This window comes from Flavobacterium johnsoniae (genome assembly GCF_030388325.1).
Taxonomy (GTDB): Bacteria; Bacteroidota; Bacteroidia; order Flavobacteriales; family Flavobacteriaceae; genus Flavobacterium; species Flavobacterium johnsoniae_C.
In genome coordinates this window covers 2,992,415-3,016,140 of the sequence record NZ_CP103794.1, presented here as the reverse complement: position 1 = coordinate 3,016,140, position 23,726 = coordinate 2,992,415, and the positions used below count along the sequence as shown (strand labels likewise).

Genomic DNA, 23,726 nt, shown 5'->3' with positions numbered 1-23,726 from the left:
TTTTACCAAAATCACTTCGATTTCTTTTTAGAACCTTTCTTAGATTTCTTCTCCTTTTTCTTTTTTGACAAATCCATTTTACCTTTAATTCTTTTCTCAACTTCACTAATTCCCGAATCATAATCATGTTGAATAGAAAATAATTTTGCCTGCTTAATTTCTTTTAAAGCATCTTTAAATTTATACTGCACTTCTAATAGGATTGCTTTCTTCATATAAATCTCCGATTTGTTTATTCCTTTTACTGTCAAAGCAAAATCAATTAATTTCTGAGCTTCTTCATAATCTTCATTTAAAATCAATGTTTTTAAATAATACGGATATACTTCAAGCGCATGAATATTAATCGACAAAGCTTGCTGAAAATAAGATTTTGCTTCTTCATAATTCAATAATTGCTCTGCTTGAATTCTTCCGTACAAACACAAAACCATTGTATTTTTATCATCATAAGAGAAAGCATAATCTAGAGATTCAATTGTTCCTTCAAGCCAAAACGGATAATTATCCAAAGCTTGAAAAAGGTATTTATCAATTGTTTTCATTTCGTAAATCGTTTTTTAATTTTTGACGAGTTCCTTTGTAGCTTTTCTCGATTTTATTCTTTTTAAAATCACTTCCAGTAAAAACTCTAACAGGATTTCCTCTTTCAACATTCAGTTGATTCTCCCATTGTTTTCCCACATGATTTTTAAGCTGAACAAGCTTCTCGTCTTCAAGTTTTTTTAATAATCTTTCTGTTGCCAGTTTTTTGTTTTGGTGTTGCGAACGGCTATCCATTGCCACAACTGCAATTCCTGTTGGAATATGCGTCGCACGAATTGCCGAACTCACTTTGTTCACATGCTGACCTCCTGCTCCTGAACTTCTCATAGCTTGATATTGAATATCATTTCCTGAAACCAATTCATTCTTTTGCTGTTCAATTTCAAAAACTCCAATAAACCAGTTTTTCCGTTTATGCATTTTCCTAAACTGACTCTGCCCAATCCATTGAATCGTTCCTATCCAAGATTTCACAAATTGATCTGCATTTTTTCCTTTTACAGAAATCGATGCGGTTTCAATAGTTCCGTTCTCTTCTCCTTTCTCTCTTTGCAGTAAAACCACATCTAAATTTTGGTCTTGAGCTTCTTCCAAAACTTTTTTAAGCACTTGAGCAACAACCCAAGTGCATTCTGCAGGTCCACGACCCGCTGTTATTTGAATTATTCTTTCCATTTTTTTTAAAATTTTAAGCAGCTTTTCTCTATTTTTTGCTGCTTTTACAAATTGTGGTAAACGAGAAACTAAGCTTGAATTGTAATTCGCTTTTGAATTTCGCTCTCTTAAATTAGCTTGGATATATCTTTCTAGATAATCAATATGATCTTGATTATAAGCCCAGAAAATATTTCCACCAATCTCTTTCTGAAACCAAAGAGGTAAGTTATAGTATTGATCTTTTACCAAACCATCTTCTACTTTTGAATCCTGTTGAAACTCTTTAATCTTTGGTTTCCATTCTTCGTGAAACCCACAATATTGACATTTTGCTTTATACTTCTCTGGTTTTTCTTTTAATGGTTGTGATTCAAATTCATATTGTTCATAACAATTGTTGCAATATGGATTTCCATAAGCTATATATTGATAAACTGGTTTATCAAGTTTATAGAAACAATGCTTGATAGTCATAACATTCACCACATTTGCAGTTACGATTGATTTTATTTCTTATAATACTAGATTTACATTCACATTTTGGACATTTTACAAAAATTTCATTTGCAAAATGCCCTAACCATTTATTTTCATCTTGAAATCTTTCCATAATATTTTTTCTTTTTAACGGTCCATTCTAACAATCTTCGGCGTAAAGGTTCCAAGAACTTCAACTAAATCGGTTTGGTTTGCCATTACTTTCTCGATGTCTTTGTATGCCATTGGTGCTTCATCAATATTTCCTCCAATCAAGGTTACATCATTAGCTTTCAAAACCTTTTTGATTTCGCTTTGCGTAAAAGTGCTTTTGCATTTTGCTCTCGAAAACAAACGCCCTGCACCATGCGAAGCCGAATTTAGACTTTCAGCATTACCTTTTCCTTTTACAATGTAACCCGGCGCAGTCATTGAACCTGGGATAATTCCCAATTGTCCTTCACCTGCTGGAGTTGCTCCTTTTCTATGCACAATACATTCCTGACCGTTAACCATCTCTTTCCAAGCAAAATTGTGATGGTTTTCAATAGTCACCACTACTCTTTTTCCAATTGCTTTGGCAATTCGTCTGTGAATATCATCATGGCAGGCTTTTGCATATTCTCCAGCTAAATTCATTGCTAGCCAATATTCCTTACCATCATGTGTATTCAAATCTAACCAAGCCAAATGCTGAACATTTTTTGGTAACGGACATTGTTTTGTTGCTAAATACGTATAATGCTTTGCAATGTTTGCACCCAAACCGCGAGAACCGCTATGTGAAAGAACTGCGAAATATTCGCCTTTCTCCAATTTCCATTCATTTTCTGGATTATCGATTTTAGCAATTCCAAATTCTACAAAATGATTTCCTCCACCTGAAGTTCCCAATTGTTTGTAGGCTTTTTGTAAAAGATTTTTCAATAATGGAATATCTTGAAATTCACTTTTATAAAATACTTCATGATCAATTCTGGAAGCATGCGTTTCATACATTCCAAACTTTGTATTATCTTTTAAAATAGCTTCCAGTTGATGTTCTCTTCCTTTAAAATGAGAAGCTGGCAAGTCAAAAATCGAAAGACTCATTCGACATCCAATATCAACTCCAACTCCATACGGAATCACTACATTGTCTGTTGCCAAAACGCCGCCAATTGGCAATCCGTAACCTGAATGTGCATCTGGCATTAAAGCTCCAGCAACTGAAATTGGCAGTTTCAATGAATCATACAATTGAAACTTTGCTTGTTCATCAATTTCATTTTCACCAAAAATTTTAAAAGGTACTCTAGTGTTTTTAAGCTGATGCATTCTTACCTGAACCGGTTTTATCAAACCTTCGGCAACTTTTCCCCATGTTCCATTTCCTTCGTACTTTTCAGGATGCAATAAAACATCTTTTGCTTCTGTTAGAATAGATTCTTTTTTTTCTCTTTTTCTATATCTATTTATTTGCCCTAAGGCGATATTTATTGAATTGTTCTTTGGAAAACCTAGTTTAATCAGGTCTTTTCCAGATAATTTATTTCCCATAAATTTTTAATTATACTGTTATGCAGAATAAATCAGATTGAAATCTAAAAGAAATCAAAATGAAATAAACATGCTGAATTTGCTATCCTTTCGGATAAATTCTAAATGTTTTCGGGAAAATTTTGAAGTGTCTAGAATAAAAAAAGCCCGAAACTAACTGTCTTCGGGCTTTTTTTATATCTAAAAATATTTCTAAGATTGAAATAAGCCACGAAGAAACGCTACACCAAATCCGTTTGGCGTGAAGCTTTGTGATGTCAATGTAAGTACAAACATTTTTTCTTCGTTTTTAAAGGGTTATTATTTTTTTCGTGTGCAAATATTCATAATTGTTTTTTGATTTTCCAAATTTATTTTAGAGAAAAATCTTTTTAAAATATTTTTCAGATACAAATCTCAAGTTTAAAACAGAAATTAAACTATTAATTATCAATCAGATAAATCATAAAAGAATCTTTTAAAATATTCTAAATTTTGCCCACAAAAAAAGCTCTGATTTCTCAGAGCTTATATCTTTTTTTTAAGTGAATTCTAAAATATTATTCAGAAACTTTACTTTTTACAACAAGTCTGAAACCTTCTCCATGGATGTTTAAGATTTCAACATCTTCATCTGCTTTTAGGTATTTTCTAAGTTTAGCGATGTAAACGTCCATACTTCTTGAAGTAAAGTAGTTATCATCTCTCCAAATTTTTGTTAAAGCTAATTCTCTTGGCATTAAATCATTTTCATGAAGAATAAGCATTTTAAGCAATTCATTTTCTTTTGGAGATAACTTAATAGGCTCTTCATCTTGGAAAGTCAAGAATCTTAGTTTAGAATTTAAATGGAATTTACCAATGTTAAACTCAAATTGAACTTGTTCTGCTTTTGTATCAGCAGATTTTCTTTGAATAATTGCTTTAATTTTCATTAAAAGCACTTCAGAATCAAAAGGTTTATTTAAATAATCGTCAGCACCAGCTTTGTATCCTTTCAACACATCTTCTTTCATTGATTTTGCAGTTAAAAAGATAATTGGCACCTCACTGTTCTTTTCTCTAATTTCTTTAGCCAAAGTATAGCCATCTTTATAAGGCATCATGACATCAAGAATACACAAATCATATACGTCCTTCTTGAATTTTTCGAAACCTTCCATACCGTTTTTAGCTAAAGTAACTTCAAAGTCATTTAACATTAGATAATCTTTAAGAACCGCCCCAAAATTTAGGTCATCTTCTACTAAAAGTATTCTTTTGTTAGTATTTTCCATATTTTAATTTATTAATGGTATTTTTATTATAAAGGTGCTACCTTTTCCTTTTTCGCTTTCTACATATACTTGACCGTTATGGTCTTCTACAATTCTCTTTACGTAAGCCAGGCCTAAACCATGACCTTTTACATTGTGCAGATCTCCCGTATGCTCTCTATAAAATTTCTCAAAAACTCGCTTTTGAGCTATCTTACTCATTCCTAAACCGTGATCTCTTACCTTAATTAAAATTACATCTTTTACATTTTCTGTAAAAATTTCAATTTTAGGAGTGTCTGGAGAATATTTTATAGCATTTTCTAAAATATTAACCAACACATTTGTGAAATGAACTTCGTTTATTAAAACTGTTGTTCTCGCTGCATTATAATGCCTTTCAACCGTTCCTTGTCTGTCTTCTAATATTAGATTTACGTGCTCAATTGCATCATCAATAATATCAGTAACTACAGTAGGCTCTTTAGTTATGTCAAGTTCTCTTTTTTCTAACTTAGAAATACGAAGAACGTTTTCAACTTGTGCATGCATTCGTTTATTTTCATCTCTAATCATTTGGAGATAACGATAAACTTTTTCTTTATCTTCAATAACTTTCGGGCTTTTAATAGCATCTAAAGCTAAATTTATAGTTGCAATAGGAGTTTTAAACTCATGCGTCATGTTATTAATAAAATCGGTTTTGATTTCAGAAATATGTTTCTGACGCAGTAATTGATTCAATGCACTTGTATAAGCAACTATAATAATCAATGTAAATACTATAGATAAAATAGTAATACTTAATAATTCTGATAACAAGAATTTCTTTTTATTCGGAAAAGTAACAGACAATTCATATTTACTATTTCCTTCATTATCAGTAAAAATTGGAATATTATAAGTAGCGTCTTTATCATAATGAAATCCGTCAGATTTTATTTTGGTTGGAACGCCACTGCTATAAATTCCAAATTCAAACTTGGTTTTAACCTCATATTCTCCCAATTCTTTTTTTAATAACTTGAAAAGCCTATCTTTTGTTACTCTTCCTTCAATTGGAGTTAAAGAAGCAATGTCTTTATATTGAATTTGTTGCTGAACTTTATTTAAAATATCTAAACTTCCAGATTTTTCTATTCTATCATCTGGAAAGATACTGTGTCCTAAATTGTTATTATCAATACCGTTGTTATTGTTGTAAATTTCAGTGACTCTTTTCGAACTAAAATTTTTAAAACGCTCATTACTGAATTTTTTATCAAAAACCGAACCATTGATGTCGTAATCTTCAGATGTCAAAGTACTCGAATAGACAATTGTTTTATTCGTTTTCGGGTTTCTTTGTACATAAAGTACTTCCAGTAAATCTTCTTTTTTTGGAATTTTACCCGTACTGTCTTTAATACGGTTGTATTTGTCGTAGAAACTGTACTCTTCTTGCTGTTCCAGTTTGTCTGCAACATTTCCAATTACTTGAGTAACGTGGTATTTAAATTGTTCTTCATTATTTTTGAACGAAGAATTGAACCAAAATACTTGAACCAGAATTATCCCGATTAAGGACAAACTCATTAACAAAACAAGTATTCTAAAAAATAATTTATTCATCGAAACAAAATTAATATTTTAACAATATACTAAATAATACATTAACCAAATATTAACATTTAAGACTGATTTTGTTTTATATTTAAAATTTTAAGAATTTTAACAACTTCTTCCTTAGCAATTTTAAGATTATCGTTATTAATCACGAAATTACTCTTAGAAATTCGTTTTTCATCATCCCACTGCATTTTCATTCTGCTTAAAACTTGTTCTCTAGTTGTTTTATCTCGTTCGATAACACGCTCAATTCTTATTTCCTCAGGAGCTGTAACTGTTATAATTACGTCACATTCTTTATAACGACCACTTTCAAATAATATAGCGGCTTCATAAATTACATAATCATAATTTTTATAACCTTGCATCCATAATTCAAAATCTCTTTTTACTCCTGGATGTACAATTGCATTTAATTTTGCTAATTGTTCTTTATCATTAAAAACTATCTGAGCTAATTTTGCTCTATTTAAAACTTCTCCATCAAAAATGCTATTACCAAAAACAGATTTTACTTCCTCAAGAATATCATGAGATTGCATTACTCTTTTGGCGCCATCATCGGCAATATAAACAGGAACTCCCAATTCATTAAAATAATTCGCAATAGTCGTTTTGCCACTACCAATTCCTCCTGTAAGACCGATAACCTTTGTCATTATTATAACTTAAAAAACATACGTGGAAATGCTTCTTGTGGTTTTTTCTTTAATAAAATCACTTTTATATAAGATTTTAAAAATCCTGTTCCGTAACCAAAAAACTGTTTCCAAACTGCTATTACAGACAAATACCCAATTTTGATACTTCTATTTTGAATACTTGCTGTAAGAAAAATTATAACGAAATATACGAAATATAATTGTAATAAAATATCAATATTGAAAATTAACAATAAAAAAGCTAATAATAAACCTAAGATAAAAAGGGTTGGAAAGAAAAAAGTTAGCTTGTTATGTTCTGGATACCAACTATTTAAAATCGGTCGCGCAATACCAAATTTATTGACTTGGATAGAGAATTTTTCCCAATCAATTCTTCTTTTATGATATACATAAGCCTCTTTAAACAGCCTAGTTTCGAATCCTAAGTTCCATAAACGGATTGATAAATCTGGATCTTCGCCTGGATGTATGTTTCCAAAACCTTTTGAAGCTTCAAAAGCTTTTCTAGAAATTCCCATATTAAAACTTCTTGGCTGAAACTTATTTATCTTTTCAGAACCTCCTCTAATTCCGCCTGTAGTCAAAAAAGAAGTCATTGCAAAATTGATGGCTTTCTGAATGTCCGAAAAACTATCAAGTGCCTTATCTGGACCTCCAAAGCAATCTACATAATTAGCATCTAATTCTTTACGAACTTCTGTTAAATATTGCGCCGGAATAATACAATCTGAGTCAAAAATGATAAAATAATCTCCTCTTGCTCTCTGCATTCCATAATTTCTTGAATCTCCAGGACCTGAATTTTCTTTAAAATAATAGGATATGTTTAATTTTCCTTGATAATTCATTACCACATCTCGGCATGGCACTGAAGATCCATCTTCGACAAGAACAATTTCAAAAGCTTCATTATAATCTGATTTTGAGAGACTTTCTAAAAGTTCATCAACTTCATCAGGACGATTATACACGGGTATAATTAGAGAAAAAATCATAGCAGAGTGTGCGGTTATTAAAGGGTAATTTTTAAATATTTAAAATTTTAACAAAGATAAGGTATATTAACAAAAAAACCATCAACTTTTGATTGATGGTTTTCGTTTTACTATAAGTAAAAATATACTATTTGATACTTTCTATTTCAACAACTTCGTTTGTATCTGCAGCATAATCTACACCAGCAAATTCAAATCCGAATAAATTTAAGAAATCATTTCTATATCCTGCAAGATCTCCAATTTCTGGTAATGTTTCTGTAGTTGCTTCTAACCAAAGTTTAGCCACTTTTTCTTGAACATCATCACGCATTTCCCAATCATCGATTCTGATTCTTCCTTTTTCATCAACAGGAACCTCTGAACCGTTATACAATCTGTCTTGGAATAAACGTTGAATCTGCTCAATACAACCTTCATGAATTCCTTCTTCTTTCATAATTTTATATAAAAGTGAAATATATAACGGAATTACTGGAATTGCAGAACTCGCTTGAGTTACTAATGCCTTATTTACAGAAACATAAGCTTTTCCTCCGATAGATTTTAAAGAATCTCCAATTGTAAATGCTGTAGCTTCTAAATGATCTTTTGCACGCCCAATAGTTCCTTTACGGTAAACTGCCTCTGTTAATGATGGCCCGATGTAAGAGTAAGCAACCGTTGTAGCACCTTCAGCTAATAAATTTTCAGCTTTTAAAGCATCAATCCACATTGCCCAGTCTTCACCTCCCATAACGGCTACAGTATTTTCAATATCTTCTTCGTTTGCAGGAGCAATAGAAACTTCTGAAACTTTTCCTGTATGAAAATCAACTGTTTTATTTGTAAAAGTTTGTCCAATTGGCTTTAAAACTGAACGATGTGTAACACCTGTGTTAGGATTTGTACGAACTGGAGAAGCTAAACTATAAATTACAAGATCAACTTGCCCTAAATCAGCTTTGATTAAATCTAAAGTTTCTCTTTTTATTTCATTTGAGAATGCATCGCCATTGATACTTTTAGCATATAAACCTGCTTTATGAGCTTCTTTTTCAAATGCAGCAGAATTATACCATCCTGGAGAAGCAGTTTTTCCTTCAACTGGTGGTTTTTCAAAAAATACTCCAATAGTTGATGCACCAGAACCAAAAGCACTAGTAATTCTTGAAGCTAATCCGAAACCAGTAGAAGCACCAATTACCAAAACTTTTTTAGGCCCAGCAATTTCTCCTTTAGATTTTACGTACTCGATTTGATTTTTTACATTTTGTTCAGCTCCCGTTGGATGGGCAGTCAAACAAATAAATCCTCTCATTCTAGGTTCTATAATCATCTTGTAATTATTTTTTTTGTATTATTTGAATTTCAATTTTAATTTTTCAAAAATAGACATTTTATCCTTAACCCTTTTCATATTGGCATTCATATTGTCAATAAAATTTGGGTTTAAAGCATTTTTAGTCGCTCCTTTATAATAAGCATAAGCTGCCGCGAACTCACCTTCATATTCTGCCATTCTACCTAATTCACTGTTATAAGTAGAGTTATCCGCATTTTCTAAATTTGCTAAAGTAAAATTGATATGCTCTTTTGCTTCAGCGTATCGACCAAGATCTATTAATAAATAAGTATAATTAAGATAAGGAGCAGGATATTTTGAATCAAATTTCATTGCTAATTTATAATGATAAACTCCTTTTTCGTAGTCACTTAATTTATTATAGTAAATCCATCCCAAATGATTATGGGCTTTTCCAAAATCAGGATATTGAGACAAAATATCTTCTAGTAATTCTTTTGCATCTGCAGAATTTCCTTCAGAAATTAATGCATCAGCTTTAATAAATTGATTTTCGTAAAAACTCAAACTTTCCATTTCTATATTTTAGTTCAATAATTGTTTTGCATGGTTTAATGCCGAATCAGAAACATTTGCTCCAGATAACATTTGAGCAATTTCTAAAATTCGGTTTTCTTGCGACAAAAGCTTCAATTCTGATTGCGTATCATTTCCAACTGTAGATTTTGAAACTTTAAAATGAGAATCTCCTTTTGCTGCAATTTGCGGCAAATGTGTAATTGCAAATATCTGCATTGTAGCGCTCATTTCTTTCATAATCTCTCCCATTCTTATTGCTATTTCTCCAGAAACTCCAGTATCAATTTCGTCAAAAATTAAAGTTGGTAATTTCGAATATTTTGCCAAAATTGCTTTTACTGCCAACATAATACGTGACATTTCTCCTCCCGAAGCAACTTTTTTCAACAAACCAAAATCGGTTCCTTTGTTTGCAGAAAATAAGAATTGTAATTCTTCTTTTCCGTTTTGAAAATACGTTTCTGAAGGCAACAATTCCATTTTGAAACGCGTATTCGGCATTCCTAAAGTTTGCAAAATCGAAATTAACTGTTCTGATAATTTCGGGATAGCATTTATTCTATTTTGATGAATTTTATCGGCATATTTATCCAATTCGATTGTTTTTTGCTCGATAATTTTAGATAACGAAGCAATTTCTTCATCCATATTATCAAGCTCCAACAAAGTATTTCCTAAATCTGCCTGAATCTGCAACAAATCATCAACAGAACTTACCGCATGTTTTTTCTGAAGATTATAAATCAATTGCAATTTTTGATTTACTAATTCTAATTGCGTAGGATCATTTAATAATTTTTCCGAACAATTTTCTAATTCTTTGGAAATATCATCAAATTCAATTGCTAAACTCGTTATTCTTTCAAATAGATTTTGATATTCTGGCGAAAATGACGCCACTTTTTGTAGCGCATTTTTTATTTCATTTAAATTATGAAAAACACCAAATTGTTCTTCATTTGAAATTACCAAAGATTTATCAAGAGCTTCTTTAATTACCTCAACATTATTCAGTTTTTCATAATCAGACTCTAATTCTTCCTGTTCACCAGATTTTAATTGAGCCGAAACCAATTCATTCAACAAAAAAGTATTGTATTCCTGTTCTTTTCCAGAATCACTTTGTTTTTTAAGCAAAGCATTAAACTTAGATTTATCTGTTTTATAAGATTTTAGGAGTTTTTGATATTCGGAAATAATATCTCCATTATTTGCAATGGCATCAATAATTTTAAATTGCACATTTTCATCTGACAATTCTTGAGTTTGCTGTTGCGAATGAATATCGATTAGATACAAACTTAAATCTTGCAATTCTTGAAGATTGACTGGACTGTCATTTATAAAAGCACGTGATTTGCCCGAAGGAAGAATTTCACGTCTAATAATTGTTTCCTCTTCATAATCCAAATCATTGGCTTCGAAAAATTCTTTCAAGTTATATTTACCAATTTCAAACTGAGCTTCGATTACACATTTTTCTTCTTTATTTTTTAAAGAACTTAAATCGGCTCTTTTTCCTAAAACAAGACCAATTGCACCTAATATAATCGATTTACCCGCACCTGTCTCACCTGTAATTATAGAAAAACCTTTAGAGAAATCTATTGCAAGTTTTTCAATTAGAGCATAATTTTTAATTGACAGTGACGTAATCATAGAGCAGTTTTGTAAAATGAAATTTAGTGAAGATTTATAAAAACGAAAACAGAATTAATACTTAATCTGAGACCATTTTGTTGAGTTTAAAGGCGAAACTTTATTCAAAACATCAGTTAAATCAGAAACAGTAATACTTGGACCACCAGAAAAAATTGAAACTATTTCATCTGATTTGGCATCAAAAAAAACTCGAGTAATAAAAGCGTTTGGTTTAATTGAATTTAATTTTCCGATAAGCATCAATGAAGATTTAATTTTTTCCTTTGAAGCTTTTAAATCTAAAGTCATAGCATCTAGACCAGTATGATATGAATAAACAGTCTGACGCAAATCACTGTAAGTTGGCGCAATCATATCGTTAATTAAAAAATAACGATTTTGAAGTCCATCTGCTTGGCTCCAACCTTTAAATCCACCTTGTTGTGCTACATTGGCAATATTTTGTGCCGTTTGAAAATACGGATTTCCAGCTCCCATTTGAAAACTATCGGCATCCATACCCAAAATCATATAGCAGTAGAAAGAAATCACAGAAACTAAATTCGAGTCATAAGTCGTTGGATTAAACAACAACGGTTCGTATTCTGTATATCTGAAATTAAAATCTTTGTCGTTGTAATTTAAGATCGGGGAAGAATAAGTAGAATTAAAAATCAGTCTAGAAGATTGCACCTGAATAGTTCCCGTAAATTGATCTGAGCTGTTGGATGATAAAGTGATATACATCGAACAGTTTATTCTTTCGTTTTGCTTTAAAGCTGAACCTGTCCAATCTGTTTTATTTACAAACTCAGAAAGAGAAGTTTGAAGCGTCTTAAAAACCTGATTATTCGGATTTGTAAGTCGCTCAGTATTAATAGTTACTGTACAGTTTAGCTGTTGCGCTTGCACAAAACCAAAGCTTAAAAACATCAATAGCGTAACTATCTTATTCATAATCATCTAAAATTTAATTTTATAAACACAAATCATTTCGATTTAGTGTTTTCGGCGTATATTTTAAATTTATGATTTTGAAAAATGCTTTATAACTTTATTCAAAATATCAGCCGCAACAGATTCTTTTGATTTTAATTCCATAGGTTCGATCTCAAAATTTTTATCAATAAAAGTTACTTTATTGGTTTCTTTTTTAAAACCGGCGCCTTTATCTTGTAAGGAATTTAAAACAATCAAATCTAAGTTTTTTTTCTGAATTTTCAACTTAGCATTTTCAATTTCATTTTCAGTTTCTAATGCAAATCCAATTAAGAACTGATTTTTTTTGATTGCACCTAAAGAAGACAATATATCTTTTGTCTTTTCAAGTTCAATCGAAAATTCAGCATCATTCTTCTTAATCTTCTGATCTGCAACAAATTTAGGTTTATAATCTGCTACAGCAGCCGCAGCAATTGCAGCATCTACTTTGCCAAAATACAAATGACAAGCATCATACATTTCTTGTGCCGAAACTACATCTGTTACTTTTACTAAAGCATTTTTTGCTTTATAATGTGTTGGCCCTGCAATTAAAAAAACTTCTGCCCCTAAACTAGCCGCTTCATTAGCAATATCAAACCCCATTTTACCAGAAGAATGATTTCCTATAAAACGCACGGGATCTATCGCTTCGTATGTTGGTCCTGCAGTAACTAGTATTTTTTTTCCTTTTAAAGGTAATTTACTTTCTAAATCAGCTTCTAAAAAGGCAACAATATTTTCTGGCTCAGCCATTCTTCCTTCTCCAGAAAGACCGCTTGCTAATTCTCCGTTTTCAGCAGGAATCATAACATTTCCAAACTGTTTTAAAGCTACAAAACTTGATAAAGTAGAAGGATGTTTGTACATATCCAAGTCCATTGCAGGCGCAAAATAGACTGGACATTTAGCAGATAAATAAGCCGCAATTAAGAGATTATCACAGTTTCCCGTTGCCATTTTAGACAAAGTATTGGCAGTAGCAGGCGCAATCAGCATTAAATCGGCCCAAAGACCTAATTCAACATGATTGTTCCAAACTTCACCTTCATCATCTTGATTGAAGAAACTTGAATGTACTGGGTTTTTAGATAAAGTAGATAATGTAAGTGGAGTTACAAAATCCTTAGAAGCAGGTGTCATTATCACCTGGACATGTGCACCTGCTTTTATAAAAAGTCGTACTAAAGTGGCTGTTTTATAGGCTGCAATTCCACCGGAAACACCCAGTAAAATTTTCTTCCCGTTTAAAACTGACATTGTACTATATTATTTGTTTGAACCTCTGTGGTAAGTTTTTCCGTCTAACCATTCTTGAACAGCTAAAGCGTGTGGTTTTGGTAATTTTTCGTAAAATTTAGAAACTTCGATTTGTTCTTTATTTTCAAAAACTTCCTCTAGACTATCATTATAAGTAGCAAACTCTTCTAATTTTTCAGTCAATTCTTTTTTAATCTCAGAATTAATTTGATTTGCTCTTTTAGCCATAATGGTAATTGCCTCATACACATTTCCTGTTGGCTCTTCAATAACTGTTTTATTGTAAGTTATTGTATTAACAGGAGCATTCGTCTTTTTTAAATCCATGACTTTATTTATTTAGTAAATTTTTGTAAATCTGTTTCAACTCTAGCGTTCATTTCGTCCGCTTTAACTTTGTATTTTGTATCGCTTTTAAACTTAATTAAGTTATTATAAGCCACTTTAGCAACATTTAAACGTTCTTCCATTTTAGAAGACACACTGTTAATTGCCAATTGATATGCCGAATCATATTTATAAAACAAGGCATCTTCTTTAAAAGGTGTTCCAGGAAAATCAGCGATAAAATTATCAAAAGCGACCAAAGCTGATTTATAATCTGAAATTGTATTATAACCTTTAGCATTTTCGTATGCTTTTTTCTCTAATTTTCCGTTCAGTCTTTGCACTGCTTCATTCGCTTGAGCAATATATTCTGAATTTGGATAATTATCGATAAAAGCCTGTAATTTATCTAATGCTTTTACTGTATCTGATTGATCTAAACTATAAACAGGCGCTAGTTTTGAATAACTGTAAGCTCCTAAAAAAGCTGCTTCCTGTACTTTTTCACTTCTTGGATAACCAGAAACGAAAGCTTCAAATTGATATCCTGCTAAATAATACTGTTTCGTTTTATAATAAGATTGTGAAAACATATAAAATAGCTTTTCTGCTTGAGGCTTTCCTCTATAAGAAGTTGCCAATTGCTCGAAAAGACGAATCGCTTTTGAATATTTTCCGGCATCATACATTTTTGTTGCCATTTCAAATTTTGCTGCAACATCTTCATTTTTCAACGCTTTTTGATATTCTCCACAAGAACAAAAAAGAGTTACAACAATTAATAGCGATACTATTTTTTTCATTTTATAATTATTATTACGATTTCAGACAATTATGCCAAAGCAAAATAACACCGAATAATCGGTGGCAAATTTAGTTATTAATTTAGCTACTGCAAAATAATTTTTTAGTATCTTAAAATACTAACACTTTAACAATTATTTAATGCTATTTTTTACGAAGTCATTTAGTCTTTCTGCTAGAGATTCGTCAACAGAAACTAATGGAAGACGAACGGTATTATCAGCAATTCCAAGCGCTTGGAAGATTTGTTTGATTCCAGCTGGATTTCCTTGTTCAAAAATCATATCTATACTGTCTGATAAAAAGTAATGCGTTTTGAATGCATCAGCAACTTTTTTATTCAATCCTAAACGAATCATTTCTGAAAATTCTTTAGGAAAACCTTGTCCGATTACAGAAATAACTCCTGCTCCACCCGCTAAAACGATTGGCAGCGCCAGCATATCATCTCCAGAAATAACAAGAAAATCTTTTGGTGCATTTTTGATAATCTGCATTGCCTGAGCCATATCTCCTGCTGCTTCTTTTATCGCTACAACATTATCAAAATCATTTGCCAAACGAATTACTGTAGAAGGAAGCATGTTGCTAGATGTTCTTCCTGGAACATTATATAAAATTACCGGAATCGGAGAAGCTTCAGCAATTGCTTTAAAATGCTGGTAAATTCCTTCTTGCGTTGGTTTATTATAATATGGTGAAACAGATAAAATTGCTTCAAAAGCAGAAAAATCTCTTGTTTTTAACTCTTCAACAATCTGCATAGTGTTGTTTCCTCCAACTCCTAAAACTAGAGGCAATCTTCCTTTATTTACATCGATTACAGTCTTTATAACCAATTCTTTCTCATCTGCTGTTAGGGTTGCATTTTCTGCAGTTGTTCCCATAACAACAAGATACTCCACTCCTCCATCTATAGAAAAGTTTACAATTCGATGTAAAGCTTCAATGTCAACTGAAAAATCTTTTTTAAATGGAGTTACTAAAGCAACACCAGTTCCTATTAATGATTGCATATTTTAATTATAATTTATTTTATATTTTTTAAATACCTAAACAATTCCGAAATGAACAGTTTATAGTTTTGTAATTCTGTATTGATCATCAAACGGTTTAATCTATTGTCTACATTAGAAAATCCGACTTTAAATTTAGCTTTCGACTTATTTGTAATCATCATTAAAAAGACATTCTCGACATCATAATAACTCAACAAAACATCAAACTCTAAATTTATAAATTCGTTTAAAAAATTTTCTGCTATTTCGCCGTTCCAACTAATGTGTTTTTTACCAAAAGTAGGTCGTAAATAGATTGCTTTTTCTTTGAATTTAGCTTCGTAAGCAACAACTTTTATGTTTTCTAAAGCAATTCCCTGAAGCGTTAATTCTTTAATTAAAGATTCTGAATCTTCAAAATTACTTTCATCTATCAATAAACCAATTGTTTGAACGTTTCTGGAAAAAACTTTGTCATTTTCATTACTCAAGTTATTTTTTAATGATTTTTTTACAAAAAACTCCTTTATATAATTCAAAAACATAGTACTTTTACCAGATTACAAAATTAATTATTTAAGTTGCATTTAAAATGGTAAAACTAAAAAAGTATAACGGATTTTTAAAACTTTTTGTTATATTCTTAACACTTTTTTCAATCTCTTCTTGCGGAACGAAAAATTACAATTTAACTAAGATCGAAGGAAAACAGCTTCCTGTTACAGAAAAAGCTTCGGAAACACCAGAAATTGAATCCTTTATAAAGCCTTATCGCGATCACATTAACCAAGATTTAGATAATGTTTTAGCTTATTGTCCTGAAACGCTAGACAAAAGCACAGGAAAATGGCAAACTAGCATTGGAAGTTTATTAGCTGACGTTTGTTTGCAAAGAGGAAATACTGTTTTTAAAGCGCGTGAAAATAAAGATATAGATTTATGTCTTTTAAATCATGGAGGTATTCGCGCTATTCTTCCTAAAGGAAATGTGACTACAAGATCTGCTTTTGAAATCATGCCTTTTGAAAACAATCTCGTAGTATTAGCGCTAAAAGGTGAGCAAATTCAAGATATTGCGGCTTATATAATAAAGGAGAAAAAACCTCAGCCTTTATCTGGAATGACTTTTACGATTACAAAACAGAATACCGCTAAAAACATTCAAATTCAAGGAAAACCACTTGATCTTAATAAGACTTATTATGTTGCAACCAATGATTATTTGGCAAATGGTGGCGACAGCATGACTTTCTTTGCAAAAAGCACTCAAAAATTCGATCTAAACTATAAGCTTAGAAATGTATTAATTGATTATTTTAAAGAAGTAGATACCGTTCTTGCTCCGAAAAATATCAGAATTACTGAAGAATAAAAATTAAAGAAAAAGTAAGCATTCCTGCAAAAAAAATATAAAATGAAAAGAAGAGAGTTTATAGAAAAAACAGCAGCAAGTACTGCCCTATTAAGTTTAGGATTGTCTTTGAGCAGTTTTGAAACTAACGATATTAAACATTTAACTGTTTTACATACTAATGATGTGCATAGCCATATCGATCCTTTTCCTGCTGATGATCCGCGTAATCCTAATAAAGGTGGTGTTTCTCGTCGTGCGGCATTAATTGAAACTATTCGTAAAGAAAACCCAAATGTGCTTTTATTAGACGCAGGAGATATTTTTCAAGGAACTCCATATTTTAATTATTATGGAGGAGAATTGGAATTTAAATTAATGAGCATGATGAAATATGATGCTTCGACAATTGGAAATCATGATTTTGACAATGGTCTTGACGGATTATACGCTCAACTTCCACATGCTACTTTTGATTTTATCAATTCGAATTACGATTTTAAAAATACGGTTATGGATGGTCAGGTAAAACCATACAAAATCTTCAATAAAAACGGAATTAAAGTTGGTGTTTTTGGTGTTGGAATTGAATTAGCTGGTTTAGTAGACAAAAAAATGTATCTGGAAACAGTTTACAACGATCCTGTTGAAGTGGCTCAAGATATGACGAAACTTCTAAAACACGAACAGAAATGTGATTTAGTAATCTGTCTTTCTCACATTGGATACAATTACAAAGATGACGCTGACAAAATTTCTGATTTGAAATTTGCAGCTCAAACCCAAGACATCGATTTGATTATTGGCGGACACACTCATACTTTCTTAGACAAACCAACTGTTGTAAAAAACAAAGCTGGAAAAGATGTTTTGGTTAACCAAGTTGGTTGTTACGGAATTAACTTAGGCAGAATTGACTTTTATTTCGATAAAGACAAAGCTCACACTAACCAAAGCGCCTCTATTGTTGTATAGGCTTGTTCTGAATTCTAGCTTTTTCTAAAAAGTATTCTACCATAAAATAATAAGCTAGAATTTGAGTCACGTCTCGTATTAAGACCAAAACAATAGAATAAGAGAAATATTCATTGAAAATATAAAATATATCTGAAAAGATATAGCTTACAGCCATAAGGGACATTAATAAAGTAATATGTGTCCCTTTTGTGATGTAACTTACAAAACAGAAATAACTCATTATGCTTAGTATAACTCCGTACAAGATATAAATGAAATTAAATCTGTCTAAACTGTCTAGTTTTATGCTTAAAACTGAAATTAATAAATAGACAATAAAAACCACTACAATCGAAATTGGCAGGACATCTCTTTTTGTTAACTGTATTCTTTCATGTTCTCTAAGAATTATGAATACAATTAAAAGGTAGACGACGAGAAAACTAATTACGCCGCCCAGTTCAATATCCATTAAATCAAAAACCTGTCCTACAAAACAACAGAAAAAAATACCTCCTTCTGTTTTACCAATTTGAAATTCGCTACTTATTAAAAAATAAATAAAAATAGCCGGAAGAATAATGGCTTTGGCATACGTCGCAAAAACGTCTTGTTGTGTCCAATCAAAAATGATGGTACACAACAATGCCAGAAAAAACAAAATTAATGACGGCTTATTCGGTTTCATTTAATTTGTTTAAAAAATCTTCTTCAGATAATATTGGAATATTCAATTTAGTCGCTTTTTCTAATTTTGCTGGTCCCATATTATCTCCTGCAACAACAAAATCTGTTTTTGCAGAAATAGAGCTTCCCACTTTCCCTCCATTGTCTTCAATGGTTTTCTTCAATTCATCTCTTGAAAATTGACTAAAAACTCCCGAAACTACGAATGTTTTTCCAACGAATTTTTCTGTAGCATTTGGATTTATTTTTTCTTCAATTTCAAATTGTATTCCGTAGCTTTTTAAACGTTCTATAATTTTCTTATTTTCTTCGTTTTCAAAGAATTCAATAACGCTTTTTGCAATTCTTTCTCCAATTTCATCAACCAAAATCAAATCCATTAACGAAGCTTGGCTTAGTGCATCGATATTTTTATAATGTTTAGCCAATTTCTTAGCTACAGTTTCGCCAACAAAACGAATTCCAAGTGCAAATAATACACTTTCAAATGGAATTTCTTTTGATTTCTGAACTCCATTTACCAAGTTTTCGGCAGATTTTTGCGCCATTCTTTCTAAATGCAGAATATCTTCTACTTTCAGTTCATAAAGATCGGCATAATTATGAACTAAATTATTTTTGAAAAGTAAAGCTACGGTTTCTCCTCCAAGTCCTTCAATATCCATTGCTTTTCTTGAAATGTAATGCTGCACTCTTCCGATAATTTGCGGAGGGCAACCGTAGAAATTAGGGCAATAGTGATTCGCTTCGCCTTCATTTCTAACCAATTCCGTCTGGCATTCAGGACAATGTGTTATATATTGTGTTGGTTCAGAATTTTCAGGACGTTTATCTAAATCTACTGCAATGATTTTTGGAATAATTTCTCCGCCTTTTTCAACAAAAACGGTATCATTTATTCTAATATCTAGTTTTTCGATTTGATCTGCGTTGTGAAGAGAAGCTCTTTTTACAATAGTTCCTGCAAGCTGTACAGGCTCTAAATTAGCAACTGGCGTTATAGCACCCGTTCTTCCAACTTGATAAGAAATTGATTTTAATTTTGTTGAAACTTGTTCAGATTTAAATTTATAAGCTATAGCCCAACGAGGCGATTTTGCTGTATAACCTAATTCTTCCTGATGCTGAATGCTGTTTACTTTAATTACAACTCCGTCTGTTTCGTAAGGAAGATTATGGCGGTGAACATCCCAATAATCTATAAAGTCAAAAACTTCGTGCATGTTATTGACCAACTTTGCTTCTTTTGGAACTTTAAAGCCCCAATTTCTCGCCGATTCTAAACCTTCAAATTGTGAAGAAAATGGCAAATTATTTCCTGTAACAAAATACAATAAACATTCTAAAGGTCTTTTAGCAACTTCAGCACTATCTTGCAGTTTTAAACTTCCTGAAGCTGTATTTCTTGGATTTGAATATGGTGTTTCTCCAATTTCAATTAATTCCTGATTCATTTTTTCGAATCCGGCAAATGGAAGAATTATTTCGCCACGAATATCAAATTTATCTGGATAGTTTCCTTTTAAATGCAAAGGAATTGATTTTATAGTTTTAATATTATTCGTTACCTCATCTCCTTGAAAACCGTCACCACGCGTTAATGCTTGAACTAATTTTCCGTTTTCGTAACTAATACTAATAGAAGCGCCATCATATTTCAATTCGCAAGTATATTGCAAATTAACATTTCCTAATACTCTTTGAATACGATTTTCCCAATCTAAAAGATCTTCTTTAGAATATGAATTGTCTAAAGAATACATTCTATATTGATGTGCGATTGTTTTAAAATTTTTGGTAATTGCGCCACCGACTCTTTGTGTTGGCGAATTCTCATCAAAAAATTCTGGATGCTTGTTTTCTAAATCTTGAAGCTCTTTCAATTTTACATCAAAATCATAATCTGAAATTGTAGCATTGTCTAACACATAATAATTATAATTGTGTTGATTAAGTTCATTTCTAAGGTTTTGAATGGTCTCTTGAATGCTCATAAAATTCTAAAATATTGCAGATTATAAATGTGAAAAACTATGTATCAAAATTAGAATTTATTTTTGTTCGAAAGCACAAAAAATGAAAGTTTTAAAAAATCAAAAATCAGACTGCAAATTCATGCAGTCTGATTTTCTCCTTGTCCATTATTCTTAAAAAAGAATTAATAAAACCAACTTCCAAATGGTTTTGGCGTTTTATATTTTTCATTGATAATCAAAGATTTACAATACAAATATAGAACTATTTTTGAATAATGATAAAATCGGAACGTCTATTCAACAAGTGCTCCTCTTCTGTACATTTTACACCATTTTTACATTTATTAATCAAGCGAGATTCGCCATAACCAATTGCGCTTTCAATTCGAGATGGATCAATTCCTTGTGAAAGAATATAATCTCTTGTTGATTTTGCTCTATTGTCTGACAGTTTCAAGTTGTAAGCGTCTTTTCCGCGTGAATCTGTATGCGATTCGATTTTAATAATTATTTTTGGGAATTTCTGCATAATGAAAACTACTTTAGACAATTCTTCTATAGCTTTTGGTGTAATATCAAATTTATCGTAGTCAAAGTAAATCGGATTTACATCTACTTTTTCTACTCCTTTTTTCTTCACAACCAGATCATCATAGTTACTCAATTCAAAGTTTACATCTTTAATTTCACCACCATTATTACCTGTTGTTTCTACCGTTTTGTCATCGCTGCTGTAATTTGGTTTTGCTGCGATCATTTTAACTACTTTATTACAGGGAACTTCTATAGCATATTTCCCTTCAAAGTTTGTTGTGGTTTCGCCCAAAATCTCACTAAATGAGTTGTAAGCCATAATGGTTACATCTGCTAACGGTTTCTTGCTTTTATGATCGATTGCCATTCCAGAAATACTTTGGTTGCAAACTGGTTTTCCTTTTACGAAAGAATAGATGTCATCATCGCCTTTTCCTCCGGCTCTATTAGAAGACAAATAACCATAAGTACCCGCTCTGTCAATTATAAAAGAAAAATCATCTTTATTGCTATTTACTGGCGCTCCAAGATTTCTTGGTGTTGTAAAATTTCCATCGGATAAAAATTTACTTTCGTAAACATCTAGATCTCCGTAACCGTAATGACCATCAGAAGAAAAATACAAGACTCCGTTTTGGAAAAATGGAAATACTTCATTACCAATTGTATTAATAGTTGGCCCGAGATTGGCTGGTGTACTCATTGTACCATCGCCTGCAATTTTTACTACATATAAATCTGTTTCTCCGTAACCGCCTGGCATATCTGATGCAAAGAAAAGCCATTGTCCGTCTTCGCTTAAAGCAGGATGTCCTACCGAATATTCTTCACTATCAAAAAATACTTTTTGTGGATTTTCTAATTTATTATCTACAATTGATCCTTTGATAATTTGAAAATTATTAATTCTTGCTTCATCAATAACCAGTTTGTTTTTCTTTACAATATTAGTAGAATAATAAATGGTTTTTCCTTGAGAATCAAAACTTGCTGTCGCTTCATGATACTTCGTCATTACATTTGGTAGAAAAACCGTTTCATTAAACAAACTTCCATCAGCAGGATTTCTTTCTGCGAAATATAAATTTAAAAATGGCTGATTGTTCCAAGTATACAATTTTTCGCTAAACTTAGTTGTATCACGAGCAGATGTAAACACGATATTATCTTTGAAGAATGTAGCTCCAAAATCTGATTTACTAGTATTAATATCTAAATTTTTAATGGTATAAAGCGGTTTTGTTTTCGATACGCTGTCCATGTATTTCTTTTGATCAACATATCGGTTAATTTCTGCTTTATCTCCTTTTTTATCCAGATACTCTTTCGTAATTTTATCTGCTTCATCATAATCCATAACGGCTTTCATCGATTGGATATAACGCAAATAATAAATATCAGTCAGATTATTCCCTTGAGCTTCATACAGTTTTCTATACCATTTAAGTGCATTTCTAGAATCAGAAATAAAATAATACGAATCTGCTGCATTTTTTAATGTCTGAGTTGAAGGATCTTTGATGTTTTGCAGAATTTCCTCATAAGCTTTAGAAGCATCTAAGTAGGCATAATCTCTAAACAAAGCATCGGCTTTCTTCAAATTTGTTTTTTGAGCGAAACTAAACGTAACGCTCAAAATTAAACATAGGATATATAGTTTTCTCATAAGTTTTATTTTTAGAAGAATCGAGGAGATTTAATTTTGCTTTGTTTTTGCACAAATTGATAACGCAAGATGATTTCGTGTGTACCATCATTGTATTTGTTCAATTGGCTTACAGTGTAATCAAATGAATATCCAAGGAAAAAACTTGGAGCTATTTGAAAACCAGCCAGTATACTAACAGAATCATCTGTTCGATATGCTCCCCCTATAACAAACTTTTCTTGAATCATAAAATTTGCTGATACGTCTGCCGTAATTGGCGCTCCGCTAACGGCTTTTACTAAAAATGCAGGCTTAAATTTCAAATTTGGATTCAAATCGAAAACATATCCTCCCATTAAATAATAATGCAAACGATCATAATCTATAGATTCTTGAACATCATCATAATAATTACTTCTCATAAAACTAGGAACAGAAAGTCCTACATACCATTTGTCGGTGTAATAGTAAATTCCGGCTCCGACTGCTAACTTAATTTGATTGTTGATATTCTGATTTAACAAAACATCATCACTATCATAATACCTTCCTTTAGACCAATCGATATTTAGCATTCTTCCTCCTGCTTTCAAACCGAAAGCAAGTCTTTTTTCATATCCTAAAGGAATTGAATAAGCAAAATTTCCATCGAAATATAGTTCATCAGAAGGACCAATTTTGTCGTTAACAATACTCAATCCTAATCCTAAATTCTCATTTCTAAGAGGAGAATGTATAGAGAATGATTGCGTTTGTGGAGCTCCAGAAATCCCTACCCATTGTGAACGGTATAAAAGAGCTGCTTCAGTAGAGCCAGTAGACCCAGCATAAGCTGGATTTACTGACATAGTATTATACATATACTGAGTATATTGAGGTTCTTGCTGTGCTGTGGCACAAACCGTGATAAAAGAACATATTAAAATGAAATACGTTTCTAATGATTTTATATATAGTTTCATAACGATACTTATTT

The 23,726-nt window shown here is 31.4% G+C and carries 22 protein-coding genes; 2 read left to right on the top strand and 20 right to left on the bottom strand.

Translation table 11 applies throughout. The annotated features are described in order from the left end of the window. Positions 1-11 precede the first annotated feature (11 nt). The 16 genes from NYQ10_RS13120 to NYQ10_RS13045 form a co-directional block, all read right to left on the bottom strand. Positions 12-545 (bottom strand): hypothetical protein, encoded by a 534-nt coding sequence (locus NYQ10_RS13120; RefSeq protein ID WP_289876772.1) that lies wholly within the window; start codon positions 543-545, stop codon positions 12-14. After that, positions 532-1,221, bottom strand: a complete 690-nt coding sequence (gene prfH, locus NYQ10_RS13115; protein WP_289881040.1) for a peptide chain release factor H — start codon at positions 1,219-1,221, stop codon at positions 532-534. The genes NYQ10_RS13120 and prfH overlap by 14 nt, the downstream gene beginning before the upstream one ends. A gap of 606 nt (positions 1,222-1,827) precedes the next feature. Beyond that, on the bottom strand, positions 1,828-3,219 hold the full coding sequence (locus tag NYQ10_RS13110; RefSeq protein WP_289876771.1) for an RtcB family protein: 1,392 nt from the start codon (positions 3,217-3,219) through the stop codon (positions 1,828-1,830). A gap of 539 nt (positions 3,220-3,758) precedes the next feature. Further along, positions 3,759-4,475: a response regulator transcription factor gene (locus NYQ10_RS13105; protein ID WP_008463080.1), complete on the bottom strand. Its 717-nt coding sequence runs from the start codon at positions 4,473-4,475 to the stop codon at positions 3,759-3,761. Between the two features lie 3 nt (positions 4,476-4,478). Next, positions 4,479-6,065, bottom strand: a complete 1,587-nt coding sequence (locus tag NYQ10_RS13100; protein WP_289876770.1) for a sensor histidine kinase — start codon at positions 6,063-6,065, stop codon at positions 4,479-4,481. A 59-nt stretch (positions 6,066-6,124) separates the two neighbouring features. Next, on the bottom strand, positions 6,125-6,721 hold the full coding sequence (gene coaE / locus NYQ10_RS13095) for a dephospho-CoA kinase (RefSeq protein WP_289876769.1): 597 nt from the start codon (positions 6,719-6,721) through the stop codon (positions 6,125-6,127). A gap of 2 nt (positions 6,722-6,723) precedes the next feature. After that, positions 6,724-7,722 carry a glycosyltransferase gene (locus NYQ10_RS13090; RefSeq protein ID WP_289876768.1) on the bottom strand — a complete coding sequence of 333 codons (999 nt, stop codon included), beginning with the start codon at positions 7,720-7,722 and terminating at the stop codon, positions 6,724-6,726. A gap of 127 nt (positions 7,723-7,849) precedes the next feature. After that, on the bottom strand, positions 7,850-9,040 hold the full coding sequence (gene fabV / locus NYQ10_RS13085) for an enoyl-ACP reductase FabV (RefSeq protein WP_289876767.1): 1,191 nt from the start codon (positions 9,038-9,040) through the stop codon (positions 7,850-7,852). Between the two features lie 21 nt (positions 9,041-9,061). After that, positions 9,062-9,583, bottom strand: coding sequence for a tetratricopeptide repeat protein (locus NYQ10_RS13080; RefSeq protein WP_289876766.1), 522 nt, complete (start codon positions 9,581-9,583; stop codon positions 9,062-9,064). 9 nt (positions 9,584-9,592) lie between these two features. Next, positions 9,593-11,245, bottom strand: coding sequence for a DNA repair protein RecN (gene recN / locus NYQ10_RS13075; protein ID WP_289876765.1), 1,653 nt, complete (start codon positions 11,243-11,245; stop codon positions 9,593-9,595). Between the two features lie 54 nt (positions 11,246-11,299). Next, positions 11,300-12,184 carry a DUF4835 family protein gene (locus tag NYQ10_RS13070; RefSeq protein WP_289876764.1) on the bottom strand — a complete coding sequence of 295 codons (885 nt, stop codon included), beginning with the start codon at positions 12,182-12,184 and terminating at the stop codon, positions 11,300-11,302. Between the two features lie 69 nt (positions 12,185-12,253). Next, on the bottom strand, positions 12,254-13,468 hold the full coding sequence (coaBC, locus tag NYQ10_RS13065) for a bifunctional phosphopantothenoylcysteine decarboxylase/phosphopantothenate--cysteine ligase CoaBC (protein ID WP_289876763.1): 1,215 nt from the start codon (positions 13,466-13,468) through the stop codon (positions 12,254-12,256). Positions 13,469-13,477: 9 nt separating this feature from the next. After that, a complete protein-coding gene (locus NYQ10_RS13060) occupies positions 13,478-13,795 on the bottom strand; it encodes a DNA-directed RNA polymerase subunit omega (protein WP_007807938.1) in 318 nt (105 codons plus the stop codon). Positions 13,796-13,803: 8 nt separating this feature from the next. Beyond that, positions 13,804-14,598 (bottom strand): outer membrane protein assembly factor BamD, encoded by a 795-nt coding sequence (locus tag NYQ10_RS13055; RefSeq protein ID WP_289876762.1) that lies wholly within the window; start codon positions 14,596-14,598, stop codon positions 13,804-13,806. Positions 14,599-14,733: 135 nt separating this feature from the next. Next, positions 14,734-15,615 (bottom strand): 4-hydroxy-tetrahydrodipicolinate synthase, encoded by an 882-nt coding sequence (gene dapA, locus NYQ10_RS13050; protein ID WP_289876761.1) that lies wholly within the window; start codon positions 15,613-15,615, stop codon positions 14,734-14,736. Positions 15,616-15,629: 14 nt separating this feature from the next. Next, positions 15,630-16,142, bottom strand: a complete 513-nt coding sequence (locus tag NYQ10_RS13045) for a DUF6913 domain-containing protein (RefSeq protein ID WP_289876760.1) — start codon at positions 16,140-16,142, stop codon at positions 15,630-15,632. A 47-nt stretch (positions 16,143-16,189) separates the two neighbouring features. Between NYQ10_RS13045 and NYQ10_RS13040 the strand changes: the two genes are divergently transcribed. Together NYQ10_RS13040 and NYQ10_RS13035 are read left to right on the top strand one after the other, a co-directional pair. Then, complete coding sequence (locus NYQ10_RS13040; protein WP_289876759.1) at positions 16,190-16,969, top strand: 5'-nucleotidase C-terminal domain-containing protein; 780 nt, start codon at positions 16,190-16,192, stop codon at positions 16,967-16,969. Positions 16,970-17,011: 42 nt separating this feature from the next. Next, complete coding sequence (locus NYQ10_RS13035; protein ID WP_289876758.1) at positions 17,012-17,923, top strand: bifunctional metallophosphatase/5'-nucleotidase; 912 nt, start codon at positions 17,012-17,014, stop codon at positions 17,921-17,923. Here NYQ10_RS13035 and NYQ10_RS13030 read toward each other — a convergent pair. The 4 genes from NYQ10_RS13030 to NYQ10_RS13015 form a co-directional block, all read right to left on the bottom strand. Beyond that, positions 17,910-18,593 (bottom strand): hypothetical protein, encoded by a 684-nt coding sequence (locus tag NYQ10_RS13030; RefSeq protein ID WP_289876757.1) that lies wholly within the window; start codon positions 18,591-18,593, stop codon positions 17,910-17,912. The two genes, NYQ10_RS13035 and NYQ10_RS13030, sit on opposite strands and share 14 nt — an antisense overlap. Beyond that, a complete protein-coding gene (gene ligA / locus NYQ10_RS13025; protein ID WP_289876754.1) occupies positions 18,580-20,586 on the bottom strand; it encodes an NAD-dependent DNA ligase LigA in 2,007 nt (668 codons plus the stop codon). The genes NYQ10_RS13030 and ligA overlap by 14 nt, the downstream gene beginning before the upstream one ends. Positions 20,587-20,830: 244 nt before the next feature. Next, a complete protein-coding gene (locus NYQ10_RS13020) occupies positions 20,831-22,768 on the bottom strand; it encodes an OmpA family protein (RefSeq protein ID WP_289876753.1) in 1,938 nt (645 codons plus the stop codon). A gap of 11 nt (positions 22,769-22,779) precedes the next feature. Beyond that, positions 22,780-23,712: a PorP/SprF family type IX secretion system membrane protein gene (locus NYQ10_RS13015; protein ID WP_289876752.1), complete on the bottom strand. Its 933-nt coding sequence runs from the start codon at positions 23,710-23,712 to the stop codon at positions 22,780-22,782. Between the last annotated feature and the right edge of the window lie 14 nt (positions 23,713-23,726).

What these genes read in the sequence shown, in the direction of transcription:
- NYQ10_RS13120 (WP_289876772.1), bottom strand. Translation starts at nt 545, where the DNA reads ATGAAAACAATTGATAAATACCTTTTTCAAGCTTTGGATAATTATCCG.
- prfH (WP_289881040.1), bottom strand. Translation starts at nt 1,221, where the DNA reads ATGGAAAGAATAATTCAAATAACAGCGGGTCGTGGACCTGCAGAATGC.
- NYQ10_RS13110 (WP_289876771.1), bottom strand. Translation starts at nt 3,219, where the DNA reads ATGGGAAATAAATTATCTGGAAAAGACCTGATTAAACTAGGTTTTCCA.
- NYQ10_RS13105 (WP_008463080.1), bottom strand. Translation starts at nt 4,475, where the DNA reads ATGGAAAATACTAACAAAAGAATACTTTTAGTAGAAGATGACCTAAAT.
- NYQ10_RS13100 (WP_289876770.1), bottom strand. Translation starts at nt 6,065, where the DNA reads ATGAATAAATTATTTTTTAGAATACTTGTTTTGTTAATGAGTTTGTCC.
- coaE (WP_289876769.1), bottom strand. Translation starts at nt 6,721, where the DNA reads ATGACAAAGGTTATCGGTCTTACAGGAGGAATTGGTAGTGGCAAAACG.
- NYQ10_RS13090 (WP_289876768.1), bottom strand. Translation starts at nt 7,722, where the DNA reads ATGATTTTTTCTCTAATTATACCCGTGTATAATCGTCCTGATGAAGTT.
- fabV (WP_289876767.1), bottom strand. Translation starts at nt 9,040, where the DNA reads ATGATTATAGAACCTAGAATGAGAGGATTTATTTGTTTGACTGCCCAT.
- NYQ10_RS13080 (WP_289876766.1), bottom strand. Translation starts at nt 9,583, where the DNA reads ATGGAAAGTTTGAGTTTTTACGAAAATCAATTTATTAAAGCTGATGCA.
- recN (WP_289876765.1), bottom strand. Translation starts at nt 11,245, where the DNA reads ATGATTACGTCACTGTCAATTAAAAATTATGCTCTAATTGAAAAACTT.
- NYQ10_RS13070 (WP_289876764.1), bottom strand. Translation starts at nt 12,184, where the DNA reads ATGAATAAGATAGTTACGCTATTGATGTTTTTAAGCTTTGGTTTTGTG.
- coaBC (WP_289876763.1), bottom strand. Translation starts at nt 13,468, where the DNA reads ATGTCAGTTTTAAACGGGAAGAAAATTTTACTGGGTGTTTCCGGTGGA.
- NYQ10_RS13060 (WP_007807938.1), bottom strand. Translation starts at nt 13,795, where the DNA reads ATGGATTTAAAAAAGACGAATGCTCCTGTTAATACAATAACTTACAAT.
- NYQ10_RS13055 (WP_289876762.1), bottom strand. Translation starts at nt 14,598, where the DNA reads ATGAAAAAAATAGTATCGCTATTAATTGTTGTAACTCTTTTTTGTTCT.
- dapA (WP_289876761.1), bottom strand. Translation starts at nt 15,615, where the DNA reads ATGCAATCATTAATAGGAACTGGTGTTGCTTTAGTAACTCCATTTAAA.
- NYQ10_RS13045 (WP_289876760.1), bottom strand. Translation starts at nt 16,142, where the DNA reads ATGTTTTTGAATTATATAAAGGAGTTTTTTGTAAAAAAATCATTAAAA.
- NYQ10_RS13040 (WP_289876759.1), top strand. Translation starts at nt 16,190, where the DNA reads ATGGTAAAACTAAAAAAGTATAACGGATTTTTAAAACTTTTTGTTATA.
- NYQ10_RS13035 (WP_289876758.1), top strand. Translation starts at nt 17,012, where the DNA reads ATGAAAAGAAGAGAGTTTATAGAAAAAACAGCAGCAAGTACTGCCCTA.
- NYQ10_RS13030 (WP_289876757.1), bottom strand. Translation starts at nt 18,593, where the DNA reads ATGAAACCGAATAAGCCGTCATTAATTTTGTTTTTTCTGGCATTGTTG.
- ligA (WP_289876754.1), bottom strand. Translation starts at nt 20,586, where the DNA reads ATGAGCATTCAAGAGACCATTCAAAACCTTAGAAATGAACTTAATCAA.
- NYQ10_RS13020 (WP_289876753.1), bottom strand. Translation starts at nt 22,768, where the DNA reads ATGAGAAAACTATATATCCTATGTTTAATTTTGAGCGTTACGTTTAGT.
- NYQ10_RS13015 (WP_289876752.1), bottom strand. Translation starts at nt 23,712, where the DNA reads ATGAAACTATATATAAAATCATTAGAAACGTATTTCATTTTAATATGT.